Here is a 21,197-nt window from a genome sequence, read left to right on the forward strand (position 1 = left end):
GATTATTGATTTTTCGGTTTCATCGGTAAGATAAATTTGAACCTTGCTGGCACCAGCATCGTACGAGGTTGTTTTCTTCCCTACTTATTTAATAAATCTAATTTGTAAGTTCAGATTAAAGTACAACTCTCCATGTTCTTTATATATTTCTCCAAAACCGTGTCGAGACGAGCTTGCTGTATCCAATTTGGTATTATTAAATAAGTAATCCTCAAACTCGTTTCTATTATAAATATGGTAGCACAATACATCACCATTTTCCTTCACAATCAGATAACCACCAGTTGCGTCATATTTCCCTGTCCAAACTTGCGATGGCATCATTCCAAGTGCTACATCCGTTAGGAAACGTTTTATTTTGAATTCGTAAAATTTATGCTCGTTTTCAATATCGAAATTCATTGGATTTTTCTCTGCTGTTGAATTTACTAAATCGGTTAAATGAGAGTATTCACTCGAATAAAAGTCAAAAATTATTTGGGCCAAAATTTCGGGCAATAAACTATCTATAAGAACAAGATTATTTAAAAATATTTTCCTTTCAATTTTTGCAAATTCAAATGAGCAGCCTTTGTCTTGAATCTGTGCAATTCTGTCCATTATTTTACGACGTGTTGTAATCAAATTGATATGCTCAATTTCATGGTCCGTTAAATCTGCTCCATTAATTCTATAAATGAAATTGGTTGTTTTCCCGGCGTTGAGTAAGGTAGACGGGCTTCCAAGTTGAGATTTAATACTGAAACCGAGTGTTGGTTGCTGGTTTGTTCTTTGGTCGTGAACTACAATCGTAATATCTGTTTTTGCTGACGAATTTGCTTTTAATGAAATACAGTTTATTGAATGCATAAAATGCTCAATTTCAGGAACGGAAAACGTTCTTTCTTTATTTTCTTTAATAGCATTTAGGAGGAATAAAGCCTTGTTTCTGAATTCGTCAACTGGAATTTTAAGAACTTCTTCATTGCCTGAAATTAGAATAATTTCATCTTGAATAGAATACTCAAAATCACCGTTATTTTCTGAACGAAGAACTTTGATAATAGGATAAATAAAACCTTCGAGTTTATCGATATCTTTATCTCCAAGAAAGAGTTGTTTGTCTCCTAAGAGTTTAAAAAGAGCATAGACTTCACTCCATTCTCCTTTGTTGCCAGTAATCATATTTCTTTATTTAATGTAACATAACCATCATCATTAATAGAATATGAAATCAAACTGATAATATTTTCTTTTTCTACAGTACGTCTTTTTTTCAAATAATCAATTAATTCGTCATCGAATCGATTAGATATATAAACACCTTCATAACTATTTACTGGTAGTGATTTACTAGCAGCAAATGATTTTAAGTAACTAATCAATTGAGAGATTTCTTCTATCCCTATTTTCTTATCTCTTTTTAATTCGAAAAAGCTGTAAAAATATACTCTATCAGCTTGTTTAAAAGTAGCTAGGATATCACTCCTAAACTGCATAGATTTAAAAATAGGGGCTTCTAAGATTAGTTCATTAAAATTAAGTAAACCGAGTTTCTCTCTTAAATTATTTGTGTTATTCAAAACGTTAGTTACAATATAGGCATGTAAAACATCCTCTAAAATAGCTCGGTTATTTTCGAATGGTATTTGATTAAAATTTATAATTGTATGTTCTTTAATATCGTCCAAATTCTCGGCCATAAAATCTTTAGCCTCAATTTCAATCGGATTTATATTTGGAGTTATTATTTCTTCAAAATCTAGAGGGTTAGTTTTAGGATTATACTTATAAAACAAATGAAGAATTTCATTAAATTCAGATTCGAATAACTGTCTAATTCCTCTGTACGAAGAATTTATATCTCTTGCTAGACTAATTAACGAATCAATTTTGCCAGATTCTACTAAGCTATAGAATTCAAATGCAGGAACTGCATTGGGAAAATGTTGCTTAATTTTAAAATTAAACCTAAAAGGGTACGTGTTATCAGCTTCATCGAATAAATCATCCGAACATATGTACGGAATTGAAGATACTTCAAAAACTCCTCTAAAATGTGAAACGGGATGTTTTACATAGATTAAAATTAAGTCTCCTGGCTTTATGGCATACAAATCTTTAATTTTCCCCCAAATTGTTCTTCTGCTTTCTGAAGCATTGCCAACATTACCATAAACACCATGAAAAAGTGAAGTTTCTATAGCATTTTCGTTTGAAATACAAATATGAAACCCCATGAACTAGTTTATTTTGCTTCTTTCTATTCCGCTCAATTTTTTAATTATTCTATCTGCGGTCGCTTGAATTGCGGGAACCGCAACTGAATTCCCAAATTGTTTGTAAGCCTGCGCGTCAGAAACTATTATTTTAAATTTGTCTGGGAAACCTTGAAGTCTTGCCCATTCTCGTGGTGTCATTTTTCTGATACCTTCGCGATTTACTTCACCTGAAATATTTGTTATTGGTTTGAAATTGGTCAATCGGTCGTCATACACCAAATTCCGTTCTCTTCCCATTCCTCCGCAAACAACAGCATTAGCTGTTCCATCATTCGGTATAATTTCGTAACCAAATCCATTCCCTTTGCTCTCGTGCCTTGCTCTGTGGTTTTTTAAGGTCTGAACGTAAGTGGTGGACAAATAATATTTTACAGAAACTTCTTCTGGCTCAAGAATATCATCTAAAACCGCATTTTTATTAGTTGACTCAGGATATTGAAAGTCTGTTATACCTAAATCTTTTCGAAAACCAACTATGAAAATACGTTCTCGATTTTGGGGAACACCAAAATCTTTTGCGTTTAAAATTTGCGGTTCGGGCACATAATAGTCCAGATCTTCTCTCAGGACATTTAGGATGGTCGCTAGTGTTTTTCCTCTATCGTGATTTCGCAGTCCTTTAACATTTTCGAGGAAAATTGCCTTTGGTTGTTTCTTTTTTATGATTTCTGCTACGTCAAAGAATAGTGTTCCTCTAGTGTCTTCAAACCCACCACGTCTGCCAGCAATGGAAAAAGCTTGGCACGGAAACCCTGCGCACAGAATGTCAAATCCATTTGGAATGTAACTTTTTGTTTCAGCTTTGGTAATATCTCCAAAAGGTATTTCTCCAAAATTTGCTTTGTAGGTTTGTTTAGAGTATTTGTCCCATTCGCTTGTAAATACGCATTTTCCTTCAAGATTTTGAAATGCCAATCTAAACCCTCCAATTCCAGCAAAAAGATCAATAAATTTGAACTTGGGTTTTTCTGGGGTAGGAAATGGAACTGATTTATTAAGGTCAAAAATTAAATATTGGAGTGCCTCTTCAGCAACTTTATTAGTTACTTCGCCAGACGGATATTCCTTGGTAAGTATTTCTTTTACAAATGCTAGAGCGTCTTTTTTGTAAAATTGCGAAACTCCGTTCTCGTGATTGTGTAAATAGTGCGTAAAGGACGCTGGTTTAGAGTTCTCTGGCGCTACTATTTTAATATCAAATAGTTGTCCGTCAATGTTCTCTATGTCAATTTTTTCTTTAATCATTCCTTTGAGTATTCAATTCCACAAGTTAAAAAAGATATTTACGCTTTGTTAGGCATATGTTTTTTTTTGTTCACATTCTTTTGTAGATAAAGTCGGTTGAGCGCAAAGTCAGAAACAGCTCTTTTATTTTTTGGGAGTTGGCTGATACGATTGGTAAAAATAAATTTGTTGTTATAGTTGTGGATTTGCGATTGTACAGTATTATGCACAACAATTGGATAGCATCATTGATGCTATCGCGATTAGTTACTAATTTACATTTTTAATACGAATTGTAATAGGTAGCATTGGTGTATTATAGAGATAGGGGTTAATACAAGGTAGAGATTGCTTCGTACCTCGCAATGATGTGCTAAACAGCGAAATTGCTTTTGCGAGATTACTCCGTGCCTCGCAATGATGAGGTAAAACGGCGAAATTGTTTTTGAGGGATTGCTTCGTTCCTCGCAATGATGTTCATTGAGATTGCTCCGTGCCTCGCAATGAAGGGGTTATCTTTTATGAGCGGCTTTAATGTTCAATGGATTTTCGTACCAAATCACGCCAAGACCTTGGCTATCTACACCGTAATTTTCTTCGCAGGTAAGTACATCTAAATCACCATCTCCATCAAGATCCAATAACTCGATGCGGTCAAATTTATAACCTTCAGGTCCACTTAAATGATGCCAATCCCAAATCGGGTCTGTAGGTTTATTTTTAAACGATAGCCAGATCAAACCAACTTTGCTGTCGTTGCCAAGCGTATTTGAGCTATAAACAATATCAAGTCTACCATCATTATTGATATCGCCTAAGCTAACTGCTTTGGCCCTTCCTGTTACTTCAGGAATAGCAATGTTATAATGCTGCCAGTTAAGTCCAGTGCTGTCAAGTTTTCGCAGGTACACAATTTTCTGGTTGGTATATTCGGTTGCGATGACGTCTTCCAATCCATCGCCATCGAGATCGGCCATGTCTAAAAACATGACCTCCAAACCCTTCGCCCCAATAAAGTGGTTTTCCCATTCTTGGGATTGTTTTCTTATTTCTCCCTGATTTTCCAACCACCGAACACCGTTTGTGGGCCCCGGTTTACGATCGGACGTTACGATATCGAGATCCCCGTCAGCATCCATATCTTTAACCAGAAGCGACATCACCCAAGTTGCCGGACTTATGGGATGCCATTTCCAATCAGAAATTCCATTCGGGTTTTCCGACGCTTGAAACCATCCGATTTTAGCTTCGTCCCCTTTGGCACCAGCAATAAAATCTAATCCGTTGATGCCATCTACCTGAGAAGGAATTGCAAACATCCACTGCATAAGACCATCAGACGCCGGAATAACTTCAGTAGTCCATTTCGTGGAATCAAGATAGTTTTCCGGGTTTTTTGGTGCCCAGTTGATATATACTTTTCTGTTTTTGCCTTCCGTACTGCTGATAACATCAATAGCCCCATCATCATTTAAATCTGCAAAGACCGCATCTTCAACTGACGGCGTCTTTCCCACAATTACGGACGGCCATTTTCCGCTTACAAAATCATACCCAGGGTGAAGATAAACCTTAGTAAACCCTCCTTCTTCCCAGCCCGTGGTAATGTCCATTAAGTTATCACCATTTACATCCGCCAGCCGTACCCCGTCTGCACCACTAAACGATGAATCTATTACATGTCGCTGCCAAAAAGTACTTTGGGCAAGCGTTAAATAGGGAAAAGCCAACAGTATAAAAAGGATGTGATTTGAAGTATATTTCATAAAAATGGTGCGCTGTTTTAGTATAACTCTGGATATATTCTCATATAAAAACCAACTGTTCGGTAGTTCTCCACGGGCATTTTCCTAGGGTTGTATTCTTTTTAGCGTCCAATCATCAGCTACAACTTCATAAAGTTTTCTGTCGTGAAACCTTGATTTCTTGAATTCCATAAATTCAATTCGTATCGGTTTAATTGAAAATCCACTCCAATTCCGTGGCCTGCTAATTTTGGTGTTTTCAGAAACTTTTTCCAACACTTTTTGTTCCAGTTTTTCAGATTGTCAGTTTCTTTCCCCTGCTCACTAATTAAAGATACAGCTTGGGAATTTGTACTGCGCGCATCAAAATATTTATCCGCAAGTTGATCAGATATTTTTGTGGCAAACCCTTGGATTCTAATTTGCCTTTCAGTTTCCGTCCACCAAAAAGTCAACGCTACTTTATTATTTTTTTCAATTTCAAGTCCCTTTCTTGAATTTAATGGGCCGGTAATAATAAACGAATCATCAATTAACTCTTTAAAAGAAACGAATCTCGCGTTAGGAAAATCATCTGTACCAATGGTAGACAAGCAAACTGCTGACGGAATACGGACTTTTGATCGTTTTAGTTCTTCGTCAAACCACTTTAAAAAAAGCTGTATTGGTTGCTTTTTATTCTTCATTTCAATTTAAACACGATTTTTTCAATTTACAGGTGCTATTGGTATACTCATTTGCTTCAACCAATTATACACGAATTTACATTTTTTAATACGAACTACTCGAGGTGGGGTAGACGTGTTAGAGAGAGATAAGGGATTACGGGCATGGATTGCTCAAGACCTCAGGGAGGAGATTGCTTTGTGCATCGTAGTGGACGGTCAAAACGGAGCAGATTGTTTCAAGGGATTGCTTCGTACCTCGCAATGATATTCATTGAGATTGCTTCGTACCTCGCAATGGCGACTTACTGGTGTGGGTTCTTGGATGCCTGAAGGGGAAGATTGCTTCGTACCTCGCAATGATAGACTTGGTGGGTCGCTTCATGGTTTGGAAAAGAGATTACTTCGCACCTTGGGAGGACAAGTTTACTGTTGCTAAAATCGGTTTACACTAATTTGGCGCTCCGAATTTTTTTGGGTTCCCCAAAGGTGTAGTTTTCCTTGGGCGTCGACTTGAATACCCGCAGCACCTCCAAAATCAACTTGATTTTTGCAATAGAAGGCTTTGGTAGCGACTTTTTTCATAATCGGCTCGAAAGTTCCGTGTTTACTTACAAGAATTAAATCCGCATGACTTAATTCCTCCTCCTTATAAGTTCCAACAGCATAAATGGCTTCGTCATCACTAATCAGATTAATCGATTGATAACCCGCCCAATCGTTAGGGGCCGTAAAACTAGTAAGCATTTTTTGATTTCCTGTTTTAGGATTCACGCGATAGAAATCCCAATTACGGCTGTCCCAATTACTCGTCAACATAAGGTAACCATTCTCCATGCCCAATAAACCTGTAGCCCCGGCAGTTTTCAATTCTACTTCACCCTCCCTTTCAATAATCATGTCTTGTCGGGCATTATACAAATTTCCCGTTTTATAATTGTACAAACAAACCTTTGAGGTGGTCTTGATTATATTGTCTTCTATTCCCACCACCAGATACGGGTCGCTAATCTGAATGCCTCCGGCGTGTCTAAAAGGTTCGTTCATTAAGGGAATAAGCTCATCCGTTTTTTGTGTCGTCAAATCGGCCTGTAATATGTAGGCAGTGGTTTGGGAGCTTCCCGAAATTAGTAATTTCTCGCTGCCATCGATTTCAATCAACTGTACGCCTTGAAAATGTCCGTTCGCTATGGGAACATTCAGCGAATTGCTAAACACAACTACTTCCGGTGTTGTGTCTAAAGCATTGAAGGCTTCGGGTACATTTTTCACCTGCTGACCAAAACTGAAATTGGCATATAGACACAGCACAACTATTGGGAAAAACAGAACGCATAGGTTTCGAAAACTCATAATAAGGGCTAATTTGGTAGTTAGGAACCCTGCTAATTTAGCTGTTTTTTATTAACATACATGGGGTCAAAAGTGAGGGAATCTTTAATTTTGGAGTATATTCCGACCGAGGCTATCATGTATTAACCCCCTACAAATTCCGTTATAACTTATTCGATTTATTCATTTGATTTTTTTTCATATTGAGTTTTTTCAGATGAAAAACATGAATGACACAGAAAACAATACCCGCAATGATCAGCGGACTTGATTCTAAAAATACTCCGTAAATGATATAGAAAAAGCTCGAAACGAGATGCCACAAACGAAACGCACCCATTTCCTTTTTTGTTATTGCATAAAAACCAGTTGCTATGGCGATATAACCCAATATTTCCGTTATCCAAGTCATTCCTTTCTAAGATTTTTTAACGTTCTTTCCTTATAGCTTACCTCACTTACCTCTTTCTCAAATGCTTTTAAATCTTCAAAGATGTGGGGGCTATTTTGCAGCAATTCTTGCGTGGTCTGTATCCCTGCTTCCCAATGTCTATGAAAAGAAGGAAGCCGTTTTTTGGCTTTGTCGGACAATTCCAATATTCGCTTTCTTGAATCATTTTTATCTGTCTTTGATATCAGATAGTCATGCTTCTTCATTTTTTTGATGATTTTTATACAGGCAGGATGTGACATTCTCAACTCTTGTGATATTTCCGATATTGTTAAGGCATTCGTTTTTTCAAGAAGCAAGAATACCAAATGCCAATTGGGTTCAATGTCAAGACCTACAGTTTTGTAGTAATCCCGCGTACTATACAATAGCTCATCACTTAATCGCTTAAGTCTACTGATTAAACCCGCAAGCTCAATTTCGGTTAGAAAGTCCTTCATCCGTATTTATATGTAACTGGTTACACAAATATATAAAAATTTATCGTAACCAGTTACATAAATTAACTAGAGACATTATTTCCAATAAAAAAGTAGTCATAGCAGGTTAGCCTTTGTTGGCAAAACCTCTAAAGGATTTGTTTATGAGGCTTTTCAATCATCCTAAGTTTTGTAGTTTCCATACTTAGGTTTTATCAGGCTTAGGAAATTTTCGCATCGGGGAATATCTTTTATAGCTATCGAATACTTCGCGGTCAGGCCCAACAATGCGCGGGTCATTAGTTTTTTTTAGTTCTTCCAACAATTCCTTTTTTAATTCCATTTCAATAGTCTTGAAAGCCGACTGCCCGGATAGGTTCTTTAAACAGGCAGGATCTTCAATCACATTAAAAAGTTCATATTCGGACCGTTTGGCCACCGCTAGTTCAAAAAAGGGCCCGATTTCATCTTCTTCATGGTTTTCTATAAGATAGGTCTTAGTAGGGCAATCATCGATATCGGTATAGGCCCCGTCAGGTATATAGGTATTATGTTCATTCAATCCATGCATGGAGAGCAGCTTCAGGGAATCGTTCTTATCAAATTTTTGGGGAGCACCAGCTGGCCAACGATCAGGTTTCATATTCCAAACCAAAAGATGGTCTCCCTTTCGTATAGCTCTTTGTGGATATCCCCAGTTTAAATAGCGCGAAGAAGAATGGCGTTCCCTACCCGAAAAGACAGGACGGTCTTGTTTTGAAACCAAGCCATTTTGCTTAGCTTTTAGAAGATTCACTATGCTTTTTCCGCTAATCGGAAGCATTCCTTCAGAGGAAGTATTGGTCATTTCAAGTATCGTCGGCGCAAGATCAACAAAACCGACTGCGTCTTTGATAATTCTATTGGATGGAAACGCTTTCGGGTATCGAATCGCCAACGGCACGTGTACACCATATTCATAACTATTTGCTTTGGCACGAGGAAAAGGCATGCCGTTATCGGCAGTTACGATTACAATGGTATTTTCCAATTCCCCGATTTCCTCAAGATAATCGAGCATTCTTTGCAAGTGAAGGTCAAACCATTCTATTTCCACGGCATAATCCAATAAATCGCCCCGAATTTCATCATTATCCGGAAGAAATTCGGGCACCTCAACATCCTCTAGTTTTTTAGACCTGTTTTTCCATGACCCCTTTTCATAACGGCGATGGGGCTCTCGACCACCGTACCAGAAAAAAAACGGTGCACCATCGTCATTGTTTTCCAAGAAATATTTGAAATTTTCGAAATAATTGGTTGTACTGATTCCTTTCGCAAACCGCTCATCTTCTTGCCCATCGTAGCTTATATCGCTATGGGCGATTCCCGCAGCATCAGTCTTTCGCCAGAGCGAATCATTCTCCGTTCGGGCATATTGAAAAGGTCCTACACCTTTCCCCGTTCTCCCCACGGAATAGCCATTTTTTCCGACCAAATCAACGAACGGAACATATTTGTTCAACCATGCGGAGGCATGCTGACCTGCCTGTTCATTTTGCCAATGGTGCCTTCCCGTAATAAGTGCGCTTCTCGAAGGGGCACAGCCCGGGGATCCGGCATAGCAATTCTCAAAATACACGCCTTCACGGGCAACCCTATCAAAGGCAGGCGTTTTTATAAAGCCCGAGCCTTCGTAGCTTGTATGCAGGAACGATTGATCATCGCTGATCACAAAAAGAATGTTCGGTCGATCTTGACCATAAAAACTGTACTGAGATCCAAGTAGAGTCAGTACTATTATAATAAGGGAAGATGCTTTAGGTAATTTCATAGTTACAGTTGTGAGTAGCATTGTATCAAACTGCACTAATGTACCATTTTTCAGGAAATGACGAAATGATAACTTAAAGAAAGCGGGTGTACAACTGCGGTGCCGATATGCCTAAGTATGGCCCCAGTACCTGGCAATGCACATGTCAATGGGGCAAATGGTCTTTTAGCGCCCCGTATACGTACGTTCCTAGCAAGGCGGCCAAAACAACGACTAAAATAGGCACATAACCCGCCCCCACCAAAGTAAACATGGGGCCGGGACAAGCCCCCGACAATGCCCACCCTAAACCAAAAAAGATACCGCCAAAGAGATAACGACGAATTCCTTTGTCTTTCGGGAAAAACACGATTTCTTCCCCGTAAAACGACCTGATATGAAACCGTTTGATCCATTGCACCATAACAATACCTATGACTAGGGCAGATCCCATAATACCATACATGTGAAATGATTCGAATTTGAACATTTCATAGATTCGAAACCATGAGGCGGCCTCCGATTTGAACATTACAATACCGAAAAATATACCAATAAAAAGATATGAGAGTGTGCGCATGAATTAGAATAATAAAGGGAAAATTAAATGTATCATTACCAAACCTCCGATGAAGAAACCGATTACCGCTATTAACGATGGGAGTTCTAGACTACTTAGACCTGATATAGCATGGCCTGATGTGCATCCGCCAGCATAGCGCGCGCCAAAACCGACGAGTAATCCACCAACTGATAACAAAAGCAAACTTTTTAAATCGGTCAAGGCTACCGTATCAAACAATTCGGTAGGTAAATAGGCCTTTCCAGCACTCTGAAAACCCAATCTATTCAAATCACTGACCGTTTCAGGACTTATGGCTACCGCTACATCAGTCGAAAGCCAATGAGAACCGATAAAGCCTCCGATTATAGCTCCTAAGACCACGACCAAATTCCAGCGCTGCGCCTTCCAATCAAATTTAAAAAATTCAGTGGTTTTGTCGGCTCCGCAAATAGTACATAGCGTGCGTAGGTTTGATGACATACCGAACTTCTTTCCGACCATCAGCAATAAAAACATTACCAAAGCAATCAGTGGGCCCGAAACATACCAAGGCCAAGGTTCATATATTGAATCCATACAATTTCATTATTAAAAGCAAAGAAAGGAATTATCTTTCGGGTGGTCAGTAACAATTGTTACAAAGAAATGGAAGCAGGAGAAATCTTCCCTAAAACATTAATTTTCAATGGTCTCCGTAGCCCACATCTTCCATTTTGCCTTTAAAGACACGATATTGTATCACAAAATAAATAATCACCAGAATCAAGGCGATGATAAACCAGTTCAATCCGACGGTAAGTCCGTAAGAATCGGCCGCTACATTGTAGATCGTCAAAGACGGATTTACATCATTTGTTGAGGGCAACACATTGGGGAAAATAGATGCCACCGTCGTGGCAAAACCTCCCAACAAAAAAAGCGTAGAGCACAAAAAACCTTGACCGTCCTTTTTGAATCCCCTTACATTGAACAAACCGAAAAGACCTGTAAATGTAATAACGGGAAAAACCCATAACCACGGAGCCTCGATAAAATTATGGAAAGGTTTCGGTTCTATTATATGCCATACCAATAAGGAAACCACGATCAAGGCCAATAGCACAAAATTCAATCGAAAAACCACTTTTTTAAGTTTGTCATTTAAAACCGCATTTGTCTTAAAAATAATCCAATTTGCCCCGTGAATGGTCAATGCCACTACACCGATAACACCCAATAGCAAGGTGAACCAATCTATAATGCCGAGATGTTCGGCTGTCGGGCTGAAAGTAGGGTTCCACAAGGGTAGAAAGAAATAATGGGCTTCATGGGCGGAGACCCCATTTTCAACAATGCCCAAATTCACCCCCCGAACCACATTGCCTAGGGCGACCCCGAAAAACAATGCCAACAGCAAGCTCGAAATTCCGAAGGCCTTATCCCAGACACTTTCCCATAGGCGATTATGCACCTGCCCCCGCAGTTCCAACCCTATAGCCCTAAAAATCAACAACCACAGAATCATCATCAAAGGCAGGTAAAACCCACTAAAGGAAGACGCATACAACGTAGGAAAAGCGAAAAAAAGCACACCCCCAGAAGCAATCAACCATACCTCATTGGCATCCCAAAAAGGACCTATGGCACTGGTTATTGCCTTTTTATCTTTTTCGGTCTTTGCAAAGAATAAGTGCACAATGCCCGCACCAAAATCATAACCATCGAGTACAACGTATATGGCCAGCATCCCCATTAAAACAACATACCAAAATAACTCCATAACTACACTTTTGAGGTTTCAGGTCCTTTGTTTATCATTTTTCCCACTAAAATTAGAAACAACATACCCAATAGCAAATAGAGCCCAATAAAGCCCAAGAGGGTAAATAGTGTGTTTCCTGCAGATACCGTTGGCGACGCCCCATCAGCAGTGCGTAATAGATCATAAACCAACCATGGTTGTCTACCCAATTCAGCAGTGTACCATCCCGTAGTGTTGGCGATATAAGGAAAGGGCAATGCAAAAACAAGCGCCCATAAAATCCATTTGCTTTCAAATAACCTTTTACGCCACAGCTGTACAGTAGCTACGAGCATCAATGCAATAAAAATCGTGCCCAAACCCACCATAATATGGTAGGCATAATACAGTCCTGGAATATTGGTGGGATAGTCTTTTTCATCGAATTCGTTCAGCCCTTTTATTTGGGCGTCCCATCTTTGATAGGTCAAGAAGCTCAGCACATTTGGAACTGCAATCTTATTATCCAGTTTTTTATTTTCGGTATCGGGTTGACCAATCAATACGATTTCAGAACCTCCGTCTTCCGTCTCGAAAATACCTTCCATCGCTGCAAAAGTGACGGGTTGGTACTCAACTACGTTCTTAGCCGCCCAATCTCCCGTTGGGAAAGCGACAAGCACCGAAGCTATCAAACCGAACAGTACCCCCGTTTTTACAAACAACTTTCCGAATTCGCTATGCTTGTTGTTCAAGATATAAAATGCTCCGATAGCAGCTACTACAAAAGATGCAGTTATCAATGAAGCCAGTTGATTATGAATATAGGCTGGCCATAACCACGGGTTTGAGAAGAGGGCGGAAAAATTGTTAAGTACGAATTTCCCATTTTCAACGATTTCAAAACCTACGGGGTGTTGCATCCACGAATGTGTAGCTATAATCAAAAACCCACTGGCCCATGATCCTAAAAAGACCAAGAATCCCGTTAGAAAATGAAGTTTTTGGCCCAGAAGCTTTTCGCCGAAAAGGAACATCCCCAAAAATGAGGACTCTAAAAAGAAAGAAAACATACCTTCCATCGCCAAGGTCTGCCCAATAATCCCTCCTGTTAGTTCCGAAAATTTCGCCCAATTTGTTCCGAATTGAAATTCCATGGGTATGCCGGTTACCACCCCCATGGCAAAATTCAAGGCAAAAATTTTCATCCAGAACCTGGCCGCATCGTTGTATTTGACCTGTAGTGTTCTTAAGAACTTCCATTTGAAATAGACGATCATTAAAGAAAGTCCCATGGTCAATTGCGGAAACAAATAGTGAAAGGTTATCGTGAAGGCGAACTGCATCCGATCGTAAAAAAGCATGTCTTCCATAAAGGGATGGTTTTTCGGAATAGGTAGTGCAAAAATAGGGATAAGATTAACGTAATTTCCGTTACAACCGTAAAAAGAAAAAGGAATTTCCGTAAATGGAAATTCCTTTTTTAGCTTTTAAAAACACGATGCAAGCCTCCCCACGTATTTCGATTATTATTTTTTATTAGAGTGTCGACGGACAGACATAATCAGACACCGGAACGCCTGCTTCTTTAATAGCCCCAAAACCTCCAGCTACGTCAATAAGGTTGTGAATTCCTCGACTTTTAAGAATCGATGCCGTTATCATACTTCGATAACCGCCTGCGCAATGTAGGTAAAAGGTTCCTTCGGACGGAAATTGCGAAATGTGATCGTTTATAAAATCCAAGGGCGTATTTTCCGCATTTTCAACATGTTCAGAAAGAAACTCACTTTCTTTACGAACATCAAAAACCGGCGTGTCTTTTTCTGTGAGTATTTGCTTTATTTCTGCCGCCGGAAAAGACGCTACGGTATCATACTCCATAGCCGATTTTTTCCAAGCTTCGAAACCTCCCTCAAGAAACCCTAAGGTATTATCAAAACCGACCCTAGACAGACGGGTTACCACTTCTTCTTCACGACCCTTGGGTGCTACCAATAGAATGGGCTGCTCTACATCGGCAATCAAAGCACCGACCCACGGGGCGAAACTTCCATCCAGGCCGATAAATATCGACCGTGGAATATGTCCTTTGGCAAAATCATTTTCATTTCTGACATCCAAAACAACCGCGCCGGTTTCATTTGCCGCTGCTTCAAAAGCTTCGGGAGAAAGAGGACGCGTTCCCCTTTTCAGCACATCTTTGATATCGTCATAGCCTTCTTTGTTCATTTTGACGTTTAAAGGAAAATATTCTGGGGGAGGCAAGAGCCCTTCCGTAACCTCTTTAACAAACTCCTCTTTGGTCATATCGGCACGAAGGGCGTAATTTACCTTCTTCTGATTACCAAGGGTATCAACGGTTTCCTTCATCATATTTTTTCCACAGGCCGAACCGGCTCCATGTGCGGGATATACAATAACATCGTCGGCCAACGTCATTATCTTCGTTCGCAGACTATCAAAAAGCGTTTCAGCCAATTGTTCTTGGGTCATATGGGCTGCTTTCTGAGCCAAGTCGGGCCGACCGACATCTCCTAAAAACAAGGTGTCACCACTAAAGATAGCATGGTCTCTCCCATTTTTATCACGAAGTAGATAGGTGGTACTTTCCATGGTATGCCCGGGTGTGTGCAAGGCGACAATCGTAATTTTACCTAATTTAAATTCTTGGCCATCTTCTGCGATAATTGCATCAAATGATGGGTTTGCATTTGGCCCATAAACAATTGAAGCACCCGTCTCCTTGGCCAAAGTCACATGGCCGCTTACAAAATCTGCGTGAAAATGGGTTTCAAAGATATACTTGATTTTGGCATTGTCGGCATTAGACCGATTTAGGTACGGCTTTACTTCACGTAAGGGGTCGATAATTGCCACCTCACCTTCACTTTCAATATAATAGGCCCCTTGGGCCAAACAACCGGTATAAATTTGTTCGATTTTCATCTGTTTGTTTTTTATAATCGCACTATCTGTTACATTTCCTTTGCAAACATAGACAGCTTAAGCCCATTCTACAGTGACTTAGGTTACAAAGCCCGTATTTTTGTTTGTTGTAAGGCTATTTTTTTTCATTTGAATGTTGGGAACACCTTGATTTCATGACCAAGTCTTGACTCCGAGTAATGCGTTTATCTACACGCTCACACCAACTCCTTTGTACCTACCCCTTTACAATGCCAGGATTTTTAAATAATTTCTGTGCAGTTCTATCTTGCCCATCCGCTCTAATTTCTTTAGAAGTCTTGAAATAACGACCCTTGAACTATGTAGTTCATAGGCAATTTCTTGATGTGTATTGTGAATACTGTTACTTTTATTGACCCTTGCTTTTTCTTTCAAATAAGCGATAAGACGTTCGTCCATTTTACTAAAAGCTATGGTATCCAGTGTATTTAAAAGCTCATTCAATCGCGTGTGATAACTATCGAACACAAAATTGCGCCATGATTTATATTTTGCCGTCCACTCTTCCATCTTCGCTACGGGTATCATAATAAGTTTGGTATCTGTTTCGGCAATGGCCCTAATCTCACTTTTTGAATCTCCCATACAACATGTCATCGTCATCGAACAAGTCTCACCCCTTTCTAAATAATACAGCAGCAGTTCATCACCATCACCATCTTCCCTTAGAATTTTAATTGCCCCTGAAATCAAAAGAGGCATACTTTTTATATAGTCACCAATTTCCATCAACTTAAATCCTTCGGGCACTTCTTTAAGTGTGCCTACCTGATTTATTTCGTTCATCAGGCCTTCTTCAAATATCTTTCCATAACTTTCTTGTAGCTCCTTTAACATAGGTATATCTTATAATGTACTTATCTTGAGTTCGTACTCGACCCCATTTTCACCTCGTTAAATTACTAACTAATCGGCACTAATTCCAAAAAAAAGCCTTAAAGGTCAATAGACCTTTAAGGCTTTTAAACACTAAATATAACGTGCTTATTTCACAACCAATTCATTATCTATAGCGGTCGGGTTTAGTGGACAGAAGTATAAATATGTTCCTGTCTTCAGAACCGTGGGTTTTGAACGTTGGGTTTTTCCATTGGCAACAGCTTTTGTTACATAGGCTGTTTGAATATGATTTTCAGGTTTACTGACATCCTTTCCTTTTTCTACCAATACAAAACCGACATCGTGCCCGACTTCGTTATTGTGAATTGCGAAAACATAGGTTCCGGGGGAAACCGTAATTTCTTTTTGGGTAAACTCACCCGGGGTTTGCTCCAAAGAAATAATCTCGGAAGTTTGTTTATCTTGAGCGTTTATTGAAAATACCGCCCCAAATATTAGTGTTGCTACTACGATTACTTTTTTCATGATTTGCTTTTTATTTTTTTGAATTATGGATTTTTTACTGAATGTCAAGTCAATACTAATGATCGAACTGCCATTTACAGTTATGCTTCGATAGCTTCTAAAGGCTGGGCAGCAGGAAAGTCGACGGGTACATCTGTTGTTTTATGAATATAGTTCGATATGGTTTTGTCACCGACCAAAACTATAGTGTCTATCAGCTGTTCCTTTGTCCACCCCTCATTAAAAAAGGCTTCGACAATGGTACTATCAGTAGCGCCTCTATTTTCAGTAATGTTCTTTGCTAGGGCAGCCAAAGCATTCAGTTTAGAATCAAAAGAGGCTTTTCCTGTTCGCAACTCTAAAATTTCACCATCATTAAAACCGTTCATCTTACCAATAGCCGTATGCGCTGCCAAACAATATGTACAGTTATTTACTTGGCTTACAGCAAGGTTCACTACTTCTTTTTCTTTGTTGCTTAATGAAGTTTTGGCTCCGCTAAGATTTAAATAATTCTCCAAAGCATTTTCACTATAGGCGTAGGTGGCATATAGATTGGGCACAAAACCGACCGCCTTTTCTAAATTGTCAAAAATACCTTGGTTTTTTACACTTACTTCTTCTCTTGTGGGTACATTAAATTTGCTCATAACTTTCAACTATTTATGACCTTTTCCTTATGTAAGGATGGTCTGATTATATACTCGGATTTTTGTTTGTATTTACATATTGGCCTTTAGCATTACAATAGAAATCGTGATGGTGCTTTTGTGCACAATGTGTTTCTGAACTGATAGTATTCCGAACCGGTCTTTTGGGTGTCCGGAAAATTTCAATGAGGTTGAAAATGGATATATGCTTTGTTTTCATCTGGTATTGTTTTAATTACACTGCAAAGATGAAGCAGAAATCAAACCAGACGTTATGAAGAATTTCCCGAAGGCTTGTACAAATTTCCCTTTAGGACGAAATTGTGCTGATTGCCCGGAATTCTGTAGGGGAGTAGGAGGTCATTTTCTTGAAAAAACGACTAAAATGTGCAGGATCATTGAACCCTAATTCAAAAGCAATTTCTTGATTTTGCTTATCGCTAAAACTGATGAGTCTTTTTGCTTCCAAGGCCACCCGCTCTAAAATTATTTGTTGCGGTGTCTTCTGGTTATATATGGCAAATAGATTGGAAAGAGTTTTGGGGCTTTTAAACAGCATATCGGCATAATCGCCAACTTTGCGTTTAGACTTAAAATTTGTGTCTACCAAGACATTGAACCTTCGTATGATATCTATTTGGTCATTATCAAGATTTTTGACGATTAGCTGTTGCTTTGCCAAACGCGTGCAGATAATAATCAATCGTTTTAATAGCATTTGTAGCATATCACCCTGAATATTATCACGGGGCGTAGAAAACTCGTCAACGAAGACTTCGTATAGTGTATTAAACTTTCGTTCTTGATCGACCGGTATTTGTATAATAGGAAGGTCTTGAGTGCCAAAAAAGAGTATCCCATTACACGACACCTCACTATCATGATCCACAATGCAGTAAAACTCCCTGTTGAACAAGAAGGCAGTTAAAGGCTGCTCCGTTTTTTTGTAGGATACGTGTTGCAAATACGTGGTGGTGAGCAACTGCCCAGGAAACAAAACTACCTCTAGATCATCAACCTCAAGCCGCACGGGCACCGTGTTCCTGTTCCAAACAATAGTAATATTCCCTTTAGTGTAGGAAAATCGATTTTCATTGACTTTAATATCATCGGTCAGCGCAAAAAGGGAACCAATTTTAGCATCATGAAATTCGAACTTCATAGCGAATAGAATAGGTGAAGCCTATTAGTCTTATTTATACGCCGGCACTTACAATATACCTGCATAAAAAAGACCGATTTCATGTGAAAGTATAAAATCGGTCTTTATTAATTCTATTCCAAGTGTATGCTAAAAACTACAGCTCTCTATTTCGGTAACCCTTAGCGTGTTTACCATTCCTTTTTCTTTTATCGGCATGGCAGCAAGACTAATAAGCATATCGCCAACCTCTAAATATCCTTTTTTACAAGCAATTCCGTTTACATCTTCGATAGTCTCATCGGTTGAAACATACTTATCATAAAAGAATGCCTTTACCCCCCAAAGCAAGCTCAACTGCGTTAATATTCTTTTGTTCGAGGTGAACACCAAAATATGGGCGCTGGGCCGCCAAGCGGATATTTGAAAGGCCGTATAACCACTATTGGTCAATGTTGATATGGCCTTGGCCTGAATTTCATTAGCCATTATTGCCGCGTGATAGCAAACCGATTTGGTAATGTACCGCTTGGTTCTAATGTGTGGTGGATCATGTGGTACTTGAATTAATTCAGATCCTTCAACACTTTGTAAGATACTTGACATTTTTTCAATAACCTGAACAGGATAATTACCCACTGAAGTCTCACCGGAAAGCATTACGGCATCAGCGCCGTCCATTACGGAGTTAGCTACATCGTTTACCTCGGCCCTTGTCGGGGTAAGACTGGTGATCATAGTTTCCATCATCTGTGTAGCGATGATAACCGGAATTCTTGCCTTTTTGGCTCGCAGTACCAATTGCTTTTGTATCAAAGGAACTTCTTGTGCGGGCACTTCTACACCTAAATCTCCCCTTGCCACCATCAAACCGTCACAATAAGCAACAATCTTATCGATATTTTCGACAGCTTCGGGTTTCTCAATTTTCGCAATAATCGGAATCTTATGCTCTGAGTGTTCTTTGATTATGCTCTGAAGGTCTATAAGGTCTTGGCTAAAACGCACAAAAGACAGTGCGATCCAATCGACATCTTGGGATATGGCAAAAATTGCATCCTTTATATCTTTTTCAGTCAACGCCGGCAACGAAATGTTCGTATTGGGTAAATTCACCCCTTTTTTAGATTTCAAGGGCCCTCCTTGGATTACTTTCGCCCGTACTTCGTCTTTACCGTTGGTCGAAAGCACCTGAAACATTAGTTTTCCGTCATCCAATAAGATGCGCTCCCCGGCTTTCACGTCTTTTGGAAAAGTGTCATAGTTCATATATACCTTTTCGTTGGTACCCTCGAACGGTTTCCCTGTAACAAATGTGATTTCATCACCTGGTGACACGACTACTTCACCGGCCATTACCCCTACCCGAAGTTTGGGCCCCTGTAAATCGGCAAGAATCGAAGTATTTGTCTCCAGTTCTTCATTAAGTTCACGTATCATTTTTATTCGCTCGGCAACGTCATCATAATCGGCATGCGAAAAATTAATCCGGAAGACATCAACACCGGCTTCGACCATTTTTTTTAGCACCTCTTTTTTGCTAGTGGCCGGGCCTAATGTGGCAACTATCTTTGTCTTTTTTATACTTGGCATTGAATTAAAAAATTAAATTATTTTTAGATTTTAGATTTTCGGTATCCACATTATAGGCTAAAACGACCTTTGGTATGGAAAGAATGGATTTGAGGAGATTTCCTCCCATCGCTATAGCATCTTGTTCTATTTTCAAAAAGTAATCAACTTCTTTGTGCTCCGGAATCAAATAGTCGGTTGAGTATAACGGTTCATCTTGAAAAAGATCTGTTCGCACTCCATTTTTTTCTTTTTGACTTTTGTTTGCGACTAGGACCCAATACTCTTCTTTCACATCATCGTTCCATTCAAAAACGGGAAAAGAAACATTTGTTTTCAGGTCTAAATCCTTAGCACACCTTTTAAAATTTAATTTTAAACATTTATTGAGTTCATAAGCCATTGCATGGTCTTCCAAACTACAATGCATCGCAATTAAAATAAAAGAGATTTCATAAAAATCTTCCGAAATCTTGTGTACTGCAACCATGGTCGTACAAAAGCGTAAATATAGGAGTTATAACCAACAAAGCCTAATACGATATCAGGTTTGAGATGATAGCTATATTACTAAAACGTTATAGTTAGTATGAGAGCTAAGCTTTAGACTTGCTCATTCTATCTTGTAGTGCAAAATATGCCCTTTTCGAAGCCTTCTCTTCTGCCTTCTTCTTAGACGTCGCCCTGGCCTTCGCAACCACATTGCCCCCAATCGATAATTTAACGGCAAAATGCTTGACCACATCATTGCCGGTGTCTTCGTAAACATTGAAGTTGAAGGTTTTTTTCTGTTTCTGGCACCATTCAATTATCAAGCTTTTATAACTGATAACCTTACCTTCCAATTGTTCGATATCAACATAAGGTTCAATGACCCGCTCATTAATGAACTTTTCACAATATTGATAACCCCGATCCAGATAAATTGCACCGACCAATGCCTCAAAAACATTACCGTGAATATTATCTCCAAAATGGGATTTAGGAATTCTACTTTCTACAAATTTTATGAGTTGAAGGTCCTTGCCCAATTCATTGAGATGCTTTCTACTTACAATTTTTGAACGCATCTTGGTAAGATAACCCTCATCTCCTTCAGGAACCGCTGCATATAAATGCTTCGAAATAATGGTACCCAACATAGAATCGCCTAAAAATTCGAGCCGCTCATAGTTCATAGGAGTGCCTTCTTTGTCTCTCTTGTTCATTGAACGATGCAAAAAGGCTTTCTTGTAAATATTCAGGTTTTTGGGCTTAAATCCTAGAATTGCTTTTATTCCCAAAAAAAAATCCCCATCCTCTTTCGAATGGGAATTGAATATTTTGGAAGTAAAATTCATTAGTAA

21 protein-coding genes are annotated in these 21,197 nt (G+C 39.1%); all 21 read right to left on the bottom strand.

Going from position 1 to position 21,197, the window contains the following annotated elements:
* Nucleotides 1–84 precede the first annotated feature (84 nt).
* Entirely contained in the window at nucleotides 85–1,164 is a 1,080-nt protein-coding gene (locus AACZ88_RS06255) for an HpaII family restriction endonuclease (RefSeq protein WP_339707789.1), read from the bottom strand.
* Nucleotides 1,161–2,219, bottom strand: coding sequence for a hypothetical protein (locus AACZ88_RS06260; protein ID WP_339707791.1), 1,059 nt, complete (start codon nucleotides 2,217–2,219; stop codon nucleotides 1,161–1,163). Before AACZ88_RS06260 ends, AACZ88_RS06255 begins: the two co-directional genes overlap by 4 nt.
* A 3-nt stretch (nucleotides 2,220–2,222) precedes the next feature.
* Nucleotides 2,223–3,506: a DNA cytosine methyltransferase gene (locus AACZ88_RS06265; protein WP_339707794.1), complete on the bottom strand. Its 1,284-nt coding sequence runs from the start codon at nucleotides 3,504–3,506 to the stop codon at nucleotides 2,223–2,225.
* A gap of 491 nt (nucleotides 3,507–3,997) precedes the next feature.
* Nucleotides 3,998–5,251, bottom strand: a complete 1,254-nt coding sequence (locus AACZ88_RS06270) for a VCBS repeat-containing protein (RefSeq protein ID WP_339707797.1) — start codon at nucleotides 5,249–5,251, stop codon at nucleotides 3,998–4,000.
* A gap of 119 nt (nucleotides 5,252–5,370) precedes the next feature.
* Nucleotides 5,371–5,916, bottom strand: a complete 546-nt coding sequence (locus AACZ88_RS06275; protein WP_339707799.1) for a pyridoxamine 5'-phosphate oxidase family protein — start codon at nucleotides 5,914–5,916, stop codon at nucleotides 5,371–5,373.
* A gap of 414 nt (nucleotides 5,917–6,330) precedes the next feature.
* Nucleotides 6,331–7,248 carry a hypothetical protein gene (locus tag AACZ88_RS06280; RefSeq protein WP_339707801.1) on the bottom strand — a complete coding sequence of 306 codons (918 nt, stop codon included), beginning with the start codon at nucleotides 7,246–7,248 and terminating at the stop codon, nucleotides 6,331–6,333.
* Between the two features lie 142 nt (nucleotides 7,249–7,390).
* Nucleotides 7,391–7,639, bottom strand: coding sequence for a YgjV family protein (locus AACZ88_RS06285; protein ID WP_339707804.1), 249 nt, complete (start codon nucleotides 7,637–7,639; stop codon nucleotides 7,391–7,393).
* Entirely contained in the window at nucleotides 7,636–8,118 is a 483-nt protein-coding gene (locus AACZ88_RS06290) for a MarR family transcriptional regulator (protein ID WP_339707807.1), read from the bottom strand. The genes AACZ88_RS06285 and AACZ88_RS06290 overlap by 4 nt, the downstream gene beginning before the upstream one ends.
* Before the next feature lie 184 nt (nucleotides 8,119–8,302).
* Complete coding sequence (locus tag AACZ88_RS06295; protein ID WP_339707810.1) at nucleotides 8,303–9,910, bottom strand: sulfatase; 1,608 nt, start codon at nucleotides 9,908–9,910, stop codon at nucleotides 8,303–8,305.
* A 145-nt stretch (nucleotides 9,911–10,055) separates the two neighbouring features.
* A complete protein-coding gene (locus tag AACZ88_RS06300) occupies nucleotides 10,056–10,469 on the bottom strand; it encodes a DUF6691 family protein (protein ID WP_339707813.1) in 414 nt (137 codons plus the stop codon).
* Between the two features lie 3 nt (nucleotides 10,470–10,472).
* A complete protein-coding gene (locus AACZ88_RS06305; RefSeq protein WP_339707817.1) occupies nucleotides 10,473–11,030 on the bottom strand; it encodes a YeeE/YedE thiosulfate transporter family protein in 558 nt (185 codons plus the stop codon).
* Between the two features lie 106 nt (nucleotides 11,031–11,136).
* The gene (cydB, locus tag AACZ88_RS06310) at nucleotides 11,137–12,213 is read right to left on the bottom strand and encodes a cytochrome d ubiquinol oxidase subunit II (protein ID WP_339707820.1); all 1,077 of its coding nucleotides are present in this window, start codon (nucleotides 12,211–12,213) and stop codon (nucleotides 11,137–11,139) included.
* Nucleotides 12,214–12,215: 2 nt separating this feature from the next.
* Nucleotides 12,216–13,547, bottom strand: coding sequence for a cytochrome ubiquinol oxidase subunit I (locus AACZ88_RS06315; RefSeq protein ID WP_339707823.1), 1,332 nt, complete (start codon nucleotides 13,545–13,547; stop codon nucleotides 12,216–12,218).
* A 166-nt stretch (nucleotides 13,548–13,713) separates the two neighbouring features.
* Nucleotides 13,714–15,123, bottom strand: a complete 1,410-nt coding sequence (locus tag AACZ88_RS06320) for an MBL fold metallo-hydrolase (RefSeq protein ID WP_339707827.1) — start codon at nucleotides 15,121–15,123, stop codon at nucleotides 13,714–13,716.
* A gap of 225 nt (nucleotides 15,124–15,348) precedes the next feature.
* On the bottom strand, nucleotides 15,349–15,981 hold the full coding sequence (locus AACZ88_RS06325; RefSeq protein ID WP_339707830.1) for a Crp/Fnr family transcriptional regulator: 633 nt from the start codon (nucleotides 15,979–15,981) through the stop codon (nucleotides 15,349–15,351).
* A 147-nt stretch (nucleotides 15,982–16,128) separates the two neighbouring features.
* Complete coding sequence (locus AACZ88_RS06330; protein WP_339707832.1) at nucleotides 16,129–16,509, bottom strand: plastocyanin/azurin family copper-binding protein; 381 nt, start codon at nucleotides 16,507–16,509, stop codon at nucleotides 16,129–16,131.
* 80 nt (nucleotides 16,510–16,589) lie between these two features.
* Nucleotides 16,590–17,138 (bottom strand): carboxymuconolactone decarboxylase family protein, encoded by a 549-nt coding sequence (locus AACZ88_RS06335; RefSeq protein WP_339707834.1) that lies wholly within the window; start codon nucleotides 17,136–17,138, stop codon nucleotides 16,590–16,592.
* 310 nt (nucleotides 17,139–17,448) lie between these two features.
* On the bottom strand, nucleotides 17,449–18,300 hold the full coding sequence (locus tag AACZ88_RS06340; RefSeq protein ID WP_339707837.1) for a helix-turn-helix domain-containing protein: 852 nt from the start codon (nucleotides 18,298–18,300) through the stop codon (nucleotides 17,449–17,451).
* Nucleotides 18,301–18,429: 129 nt separating this feature from the next.
* Entirely contained in the window at nucleotides 18,430–19,872 is a 1,443-nt protein-coding gene (gene pyk, locus AACZ88_RS06345) for a pyruvate kinase (RefSeq protein ID WP_339707840.1), read from the bottom strand.
* Nucleotides 19,873–19,876: 4 nt separating this feature from the next.
* The gene (locus AACZ88_RS06350; RefSeq protein WP_339707843.1) at nucleotides 19,877–20,341 is read right to left on the bottom strand and encodes an IPExxxVDY family protein; all 465 of its coding nucleotides are present in this window, start codon (nucleotides 20,339–20,341) and stop codon (nucleotides 19,877–19,879) included.
* A gap of 106 nt (nucleotides 20,342–20,447) precedes the next feature.
* A complete protein-coding gene (gene rnc, locus AACZ88_RS06355) occupies nucleotides 20,448–21,191 on the bottom strand; it encodes a ribonuclease III (RefSeq protein WP_339707846.1) in 744 nt (247 codons plus the stop codon).
* Nucleotides 21,192–21,197 lie beyond the last annotated feature (6 nt).

The organism is uncultured Kriegella sp., from assembly GCF_963975415.1.
Lineage (GTDB): Bacteria > Bacteroidota > Bacteroidia > Flavobacteriales > Flavobacteriaceae > Kriegella.

Bases quoted from the DNA above. Each gene is read 5' to 3' on its own strand.
- AACZ88_RS06255 (WP_339707789.1), bottom strand. From the start codon at position 1,164: ATGATTACTGGCAACAAAGGAGAATGGAGTGAAGTCTATGCTCTTTTT.
- AACZ88_RS06260 (WP_339707791.1), bottom strand. From the start codon at position 2,219: ATGGGGTTTCATATTTGTATTTCAAACGAAAATGCTATAGAAACTTCA.
- AACZ88_RS06265 (WP_339707794.1), bottom strand. From the start codon at position 3,506: ATGATTAAAGAAAAAATTGACATAGAGAACATTGACGGACAACTATTT.
- AACZ88_RS06270 (WP_339707797.1), bottom strand. From the start codon at position 5,251: ATGAAATATACTTCAAATCACATCCTTTTTATACTGTTGGCTTTTCCC.
- AACZ88_RS06275 (WP_339707799.1), bottom strand. From the start codon at position 5,916: ATGAAGAATAAAAAGCAACCAATACAGCTTTTTTTAAAGTGGTTTGAC.
- AACZ88_RS06280 (WP_339707801.1), bottom strand. From the start codon at position 7,248: ATGAGTTTTCGAAACCTATGCGTTCTGTTTTTCCCAATAGTTGTGCTG.
- AACZ88_RS06285 (WP_339707804.1), bottom strand. From the start codon at position 7,639: ATGACTTGGATAACGGAAATATTGGGTTATATCGCCATAGCAACTGGT.
- AACZ88_RS06290 (WP_339707807.1), bottom strand. From the start codon at position 8,118: ATGAAGGACTTTCTAACCGAAATTGAGCTTGCGGGTTTAATCAGTAGA.
- AACZ88_RS06295 (WP_339707810.1), bottom strand. From the start codon at position 9,910: ATGAAATTACCTAAAGCATCTTCCCTTATTATAATAGTACTGACTCTA.
- AACZ88_RS06300 (WP_339707813.1), bottom strand. From the start codon at position 10,469: ATGCGCACACTCTCATATCTTTTTATTGGTATATTTTTCGGTATTGTA.
- AACZ88_RS06305 (WP_339707817.1), bottom strand. From the start codon at position 11,030: ATGGATTCAATATATGAACCTTGGCCTTGGTATGTTTCGGGCCCACTG.
- cydB (WP_339707820.1), bottom strand. From the start codon at position 12,213: ATGGAGTTATTTTGGTATGTTGTTTTAATGGGGATGCTGGCCATATAC.
- AACZ88_RS06315 (WP_339707823.1), bottom strand. From the start codon at position 13,547: ATGGAAGACATGCTTTTTTACGATCGGATGCAGTTCGCCTTCACGATA.
- AACZ88_RS06320 (WP_339707827.1), bottom strand. From the start codon at position 15,123: ATGAAAATCGAACAAATTTATACCGGTTGTTTGGCCCAAGGGGCCTAT.
- AACZ88_RS06325 (WP_339707830.1), bottom strand. From the start codon at position 15,981: ATGTTAAAGGAGCTACAAGAAAGTTATGGAAAGATATTTGAAGAAGGC.
- AACZ88_RS06330 (WP_339707832.1), bottom strand. From the start codon at position 16,509: ATGAAAAAAGTAATCGTAGTAGCAACACTAATATTTGGGGCGGTATTT.
- AACZ88_RS06335 (WP_339707834.1), bottom strand. From the start codon at position 17,138: ATGAGCAAATTTAATGTACCCACAAGAGAAGAAGTAAGTGTAAAAAAC.
- AACZ88_RS06340 (WP_339707837.1), bottom strand. From the start codon at position 18,300: ATGAAGTTCGAATTTCATGATGCTAAAATTGGTTCCCTTTTTGCGCTG.
- pyk (WP_339707840.1), bottom strand. From the start codon at position 19,872: ATGCCAAGTATAAAAAAGACAAAGATAGTTGCCACATTAGGCCCGGCC.
- AACZ88_RS06350 (WP_339707843.1), bottom strand. From the start codon at position 20,341: ATGGTTGCAGTACACAAGATTTCGGAAGATTTTTATGAAATCTCTTTT.
- rnc (WP_339707846.1), bottom strand. From the start codon at position 21,191: ATGAATTTTACTTCCAAAATATTCAATTCCCATTCGAAAGAGGATGGG.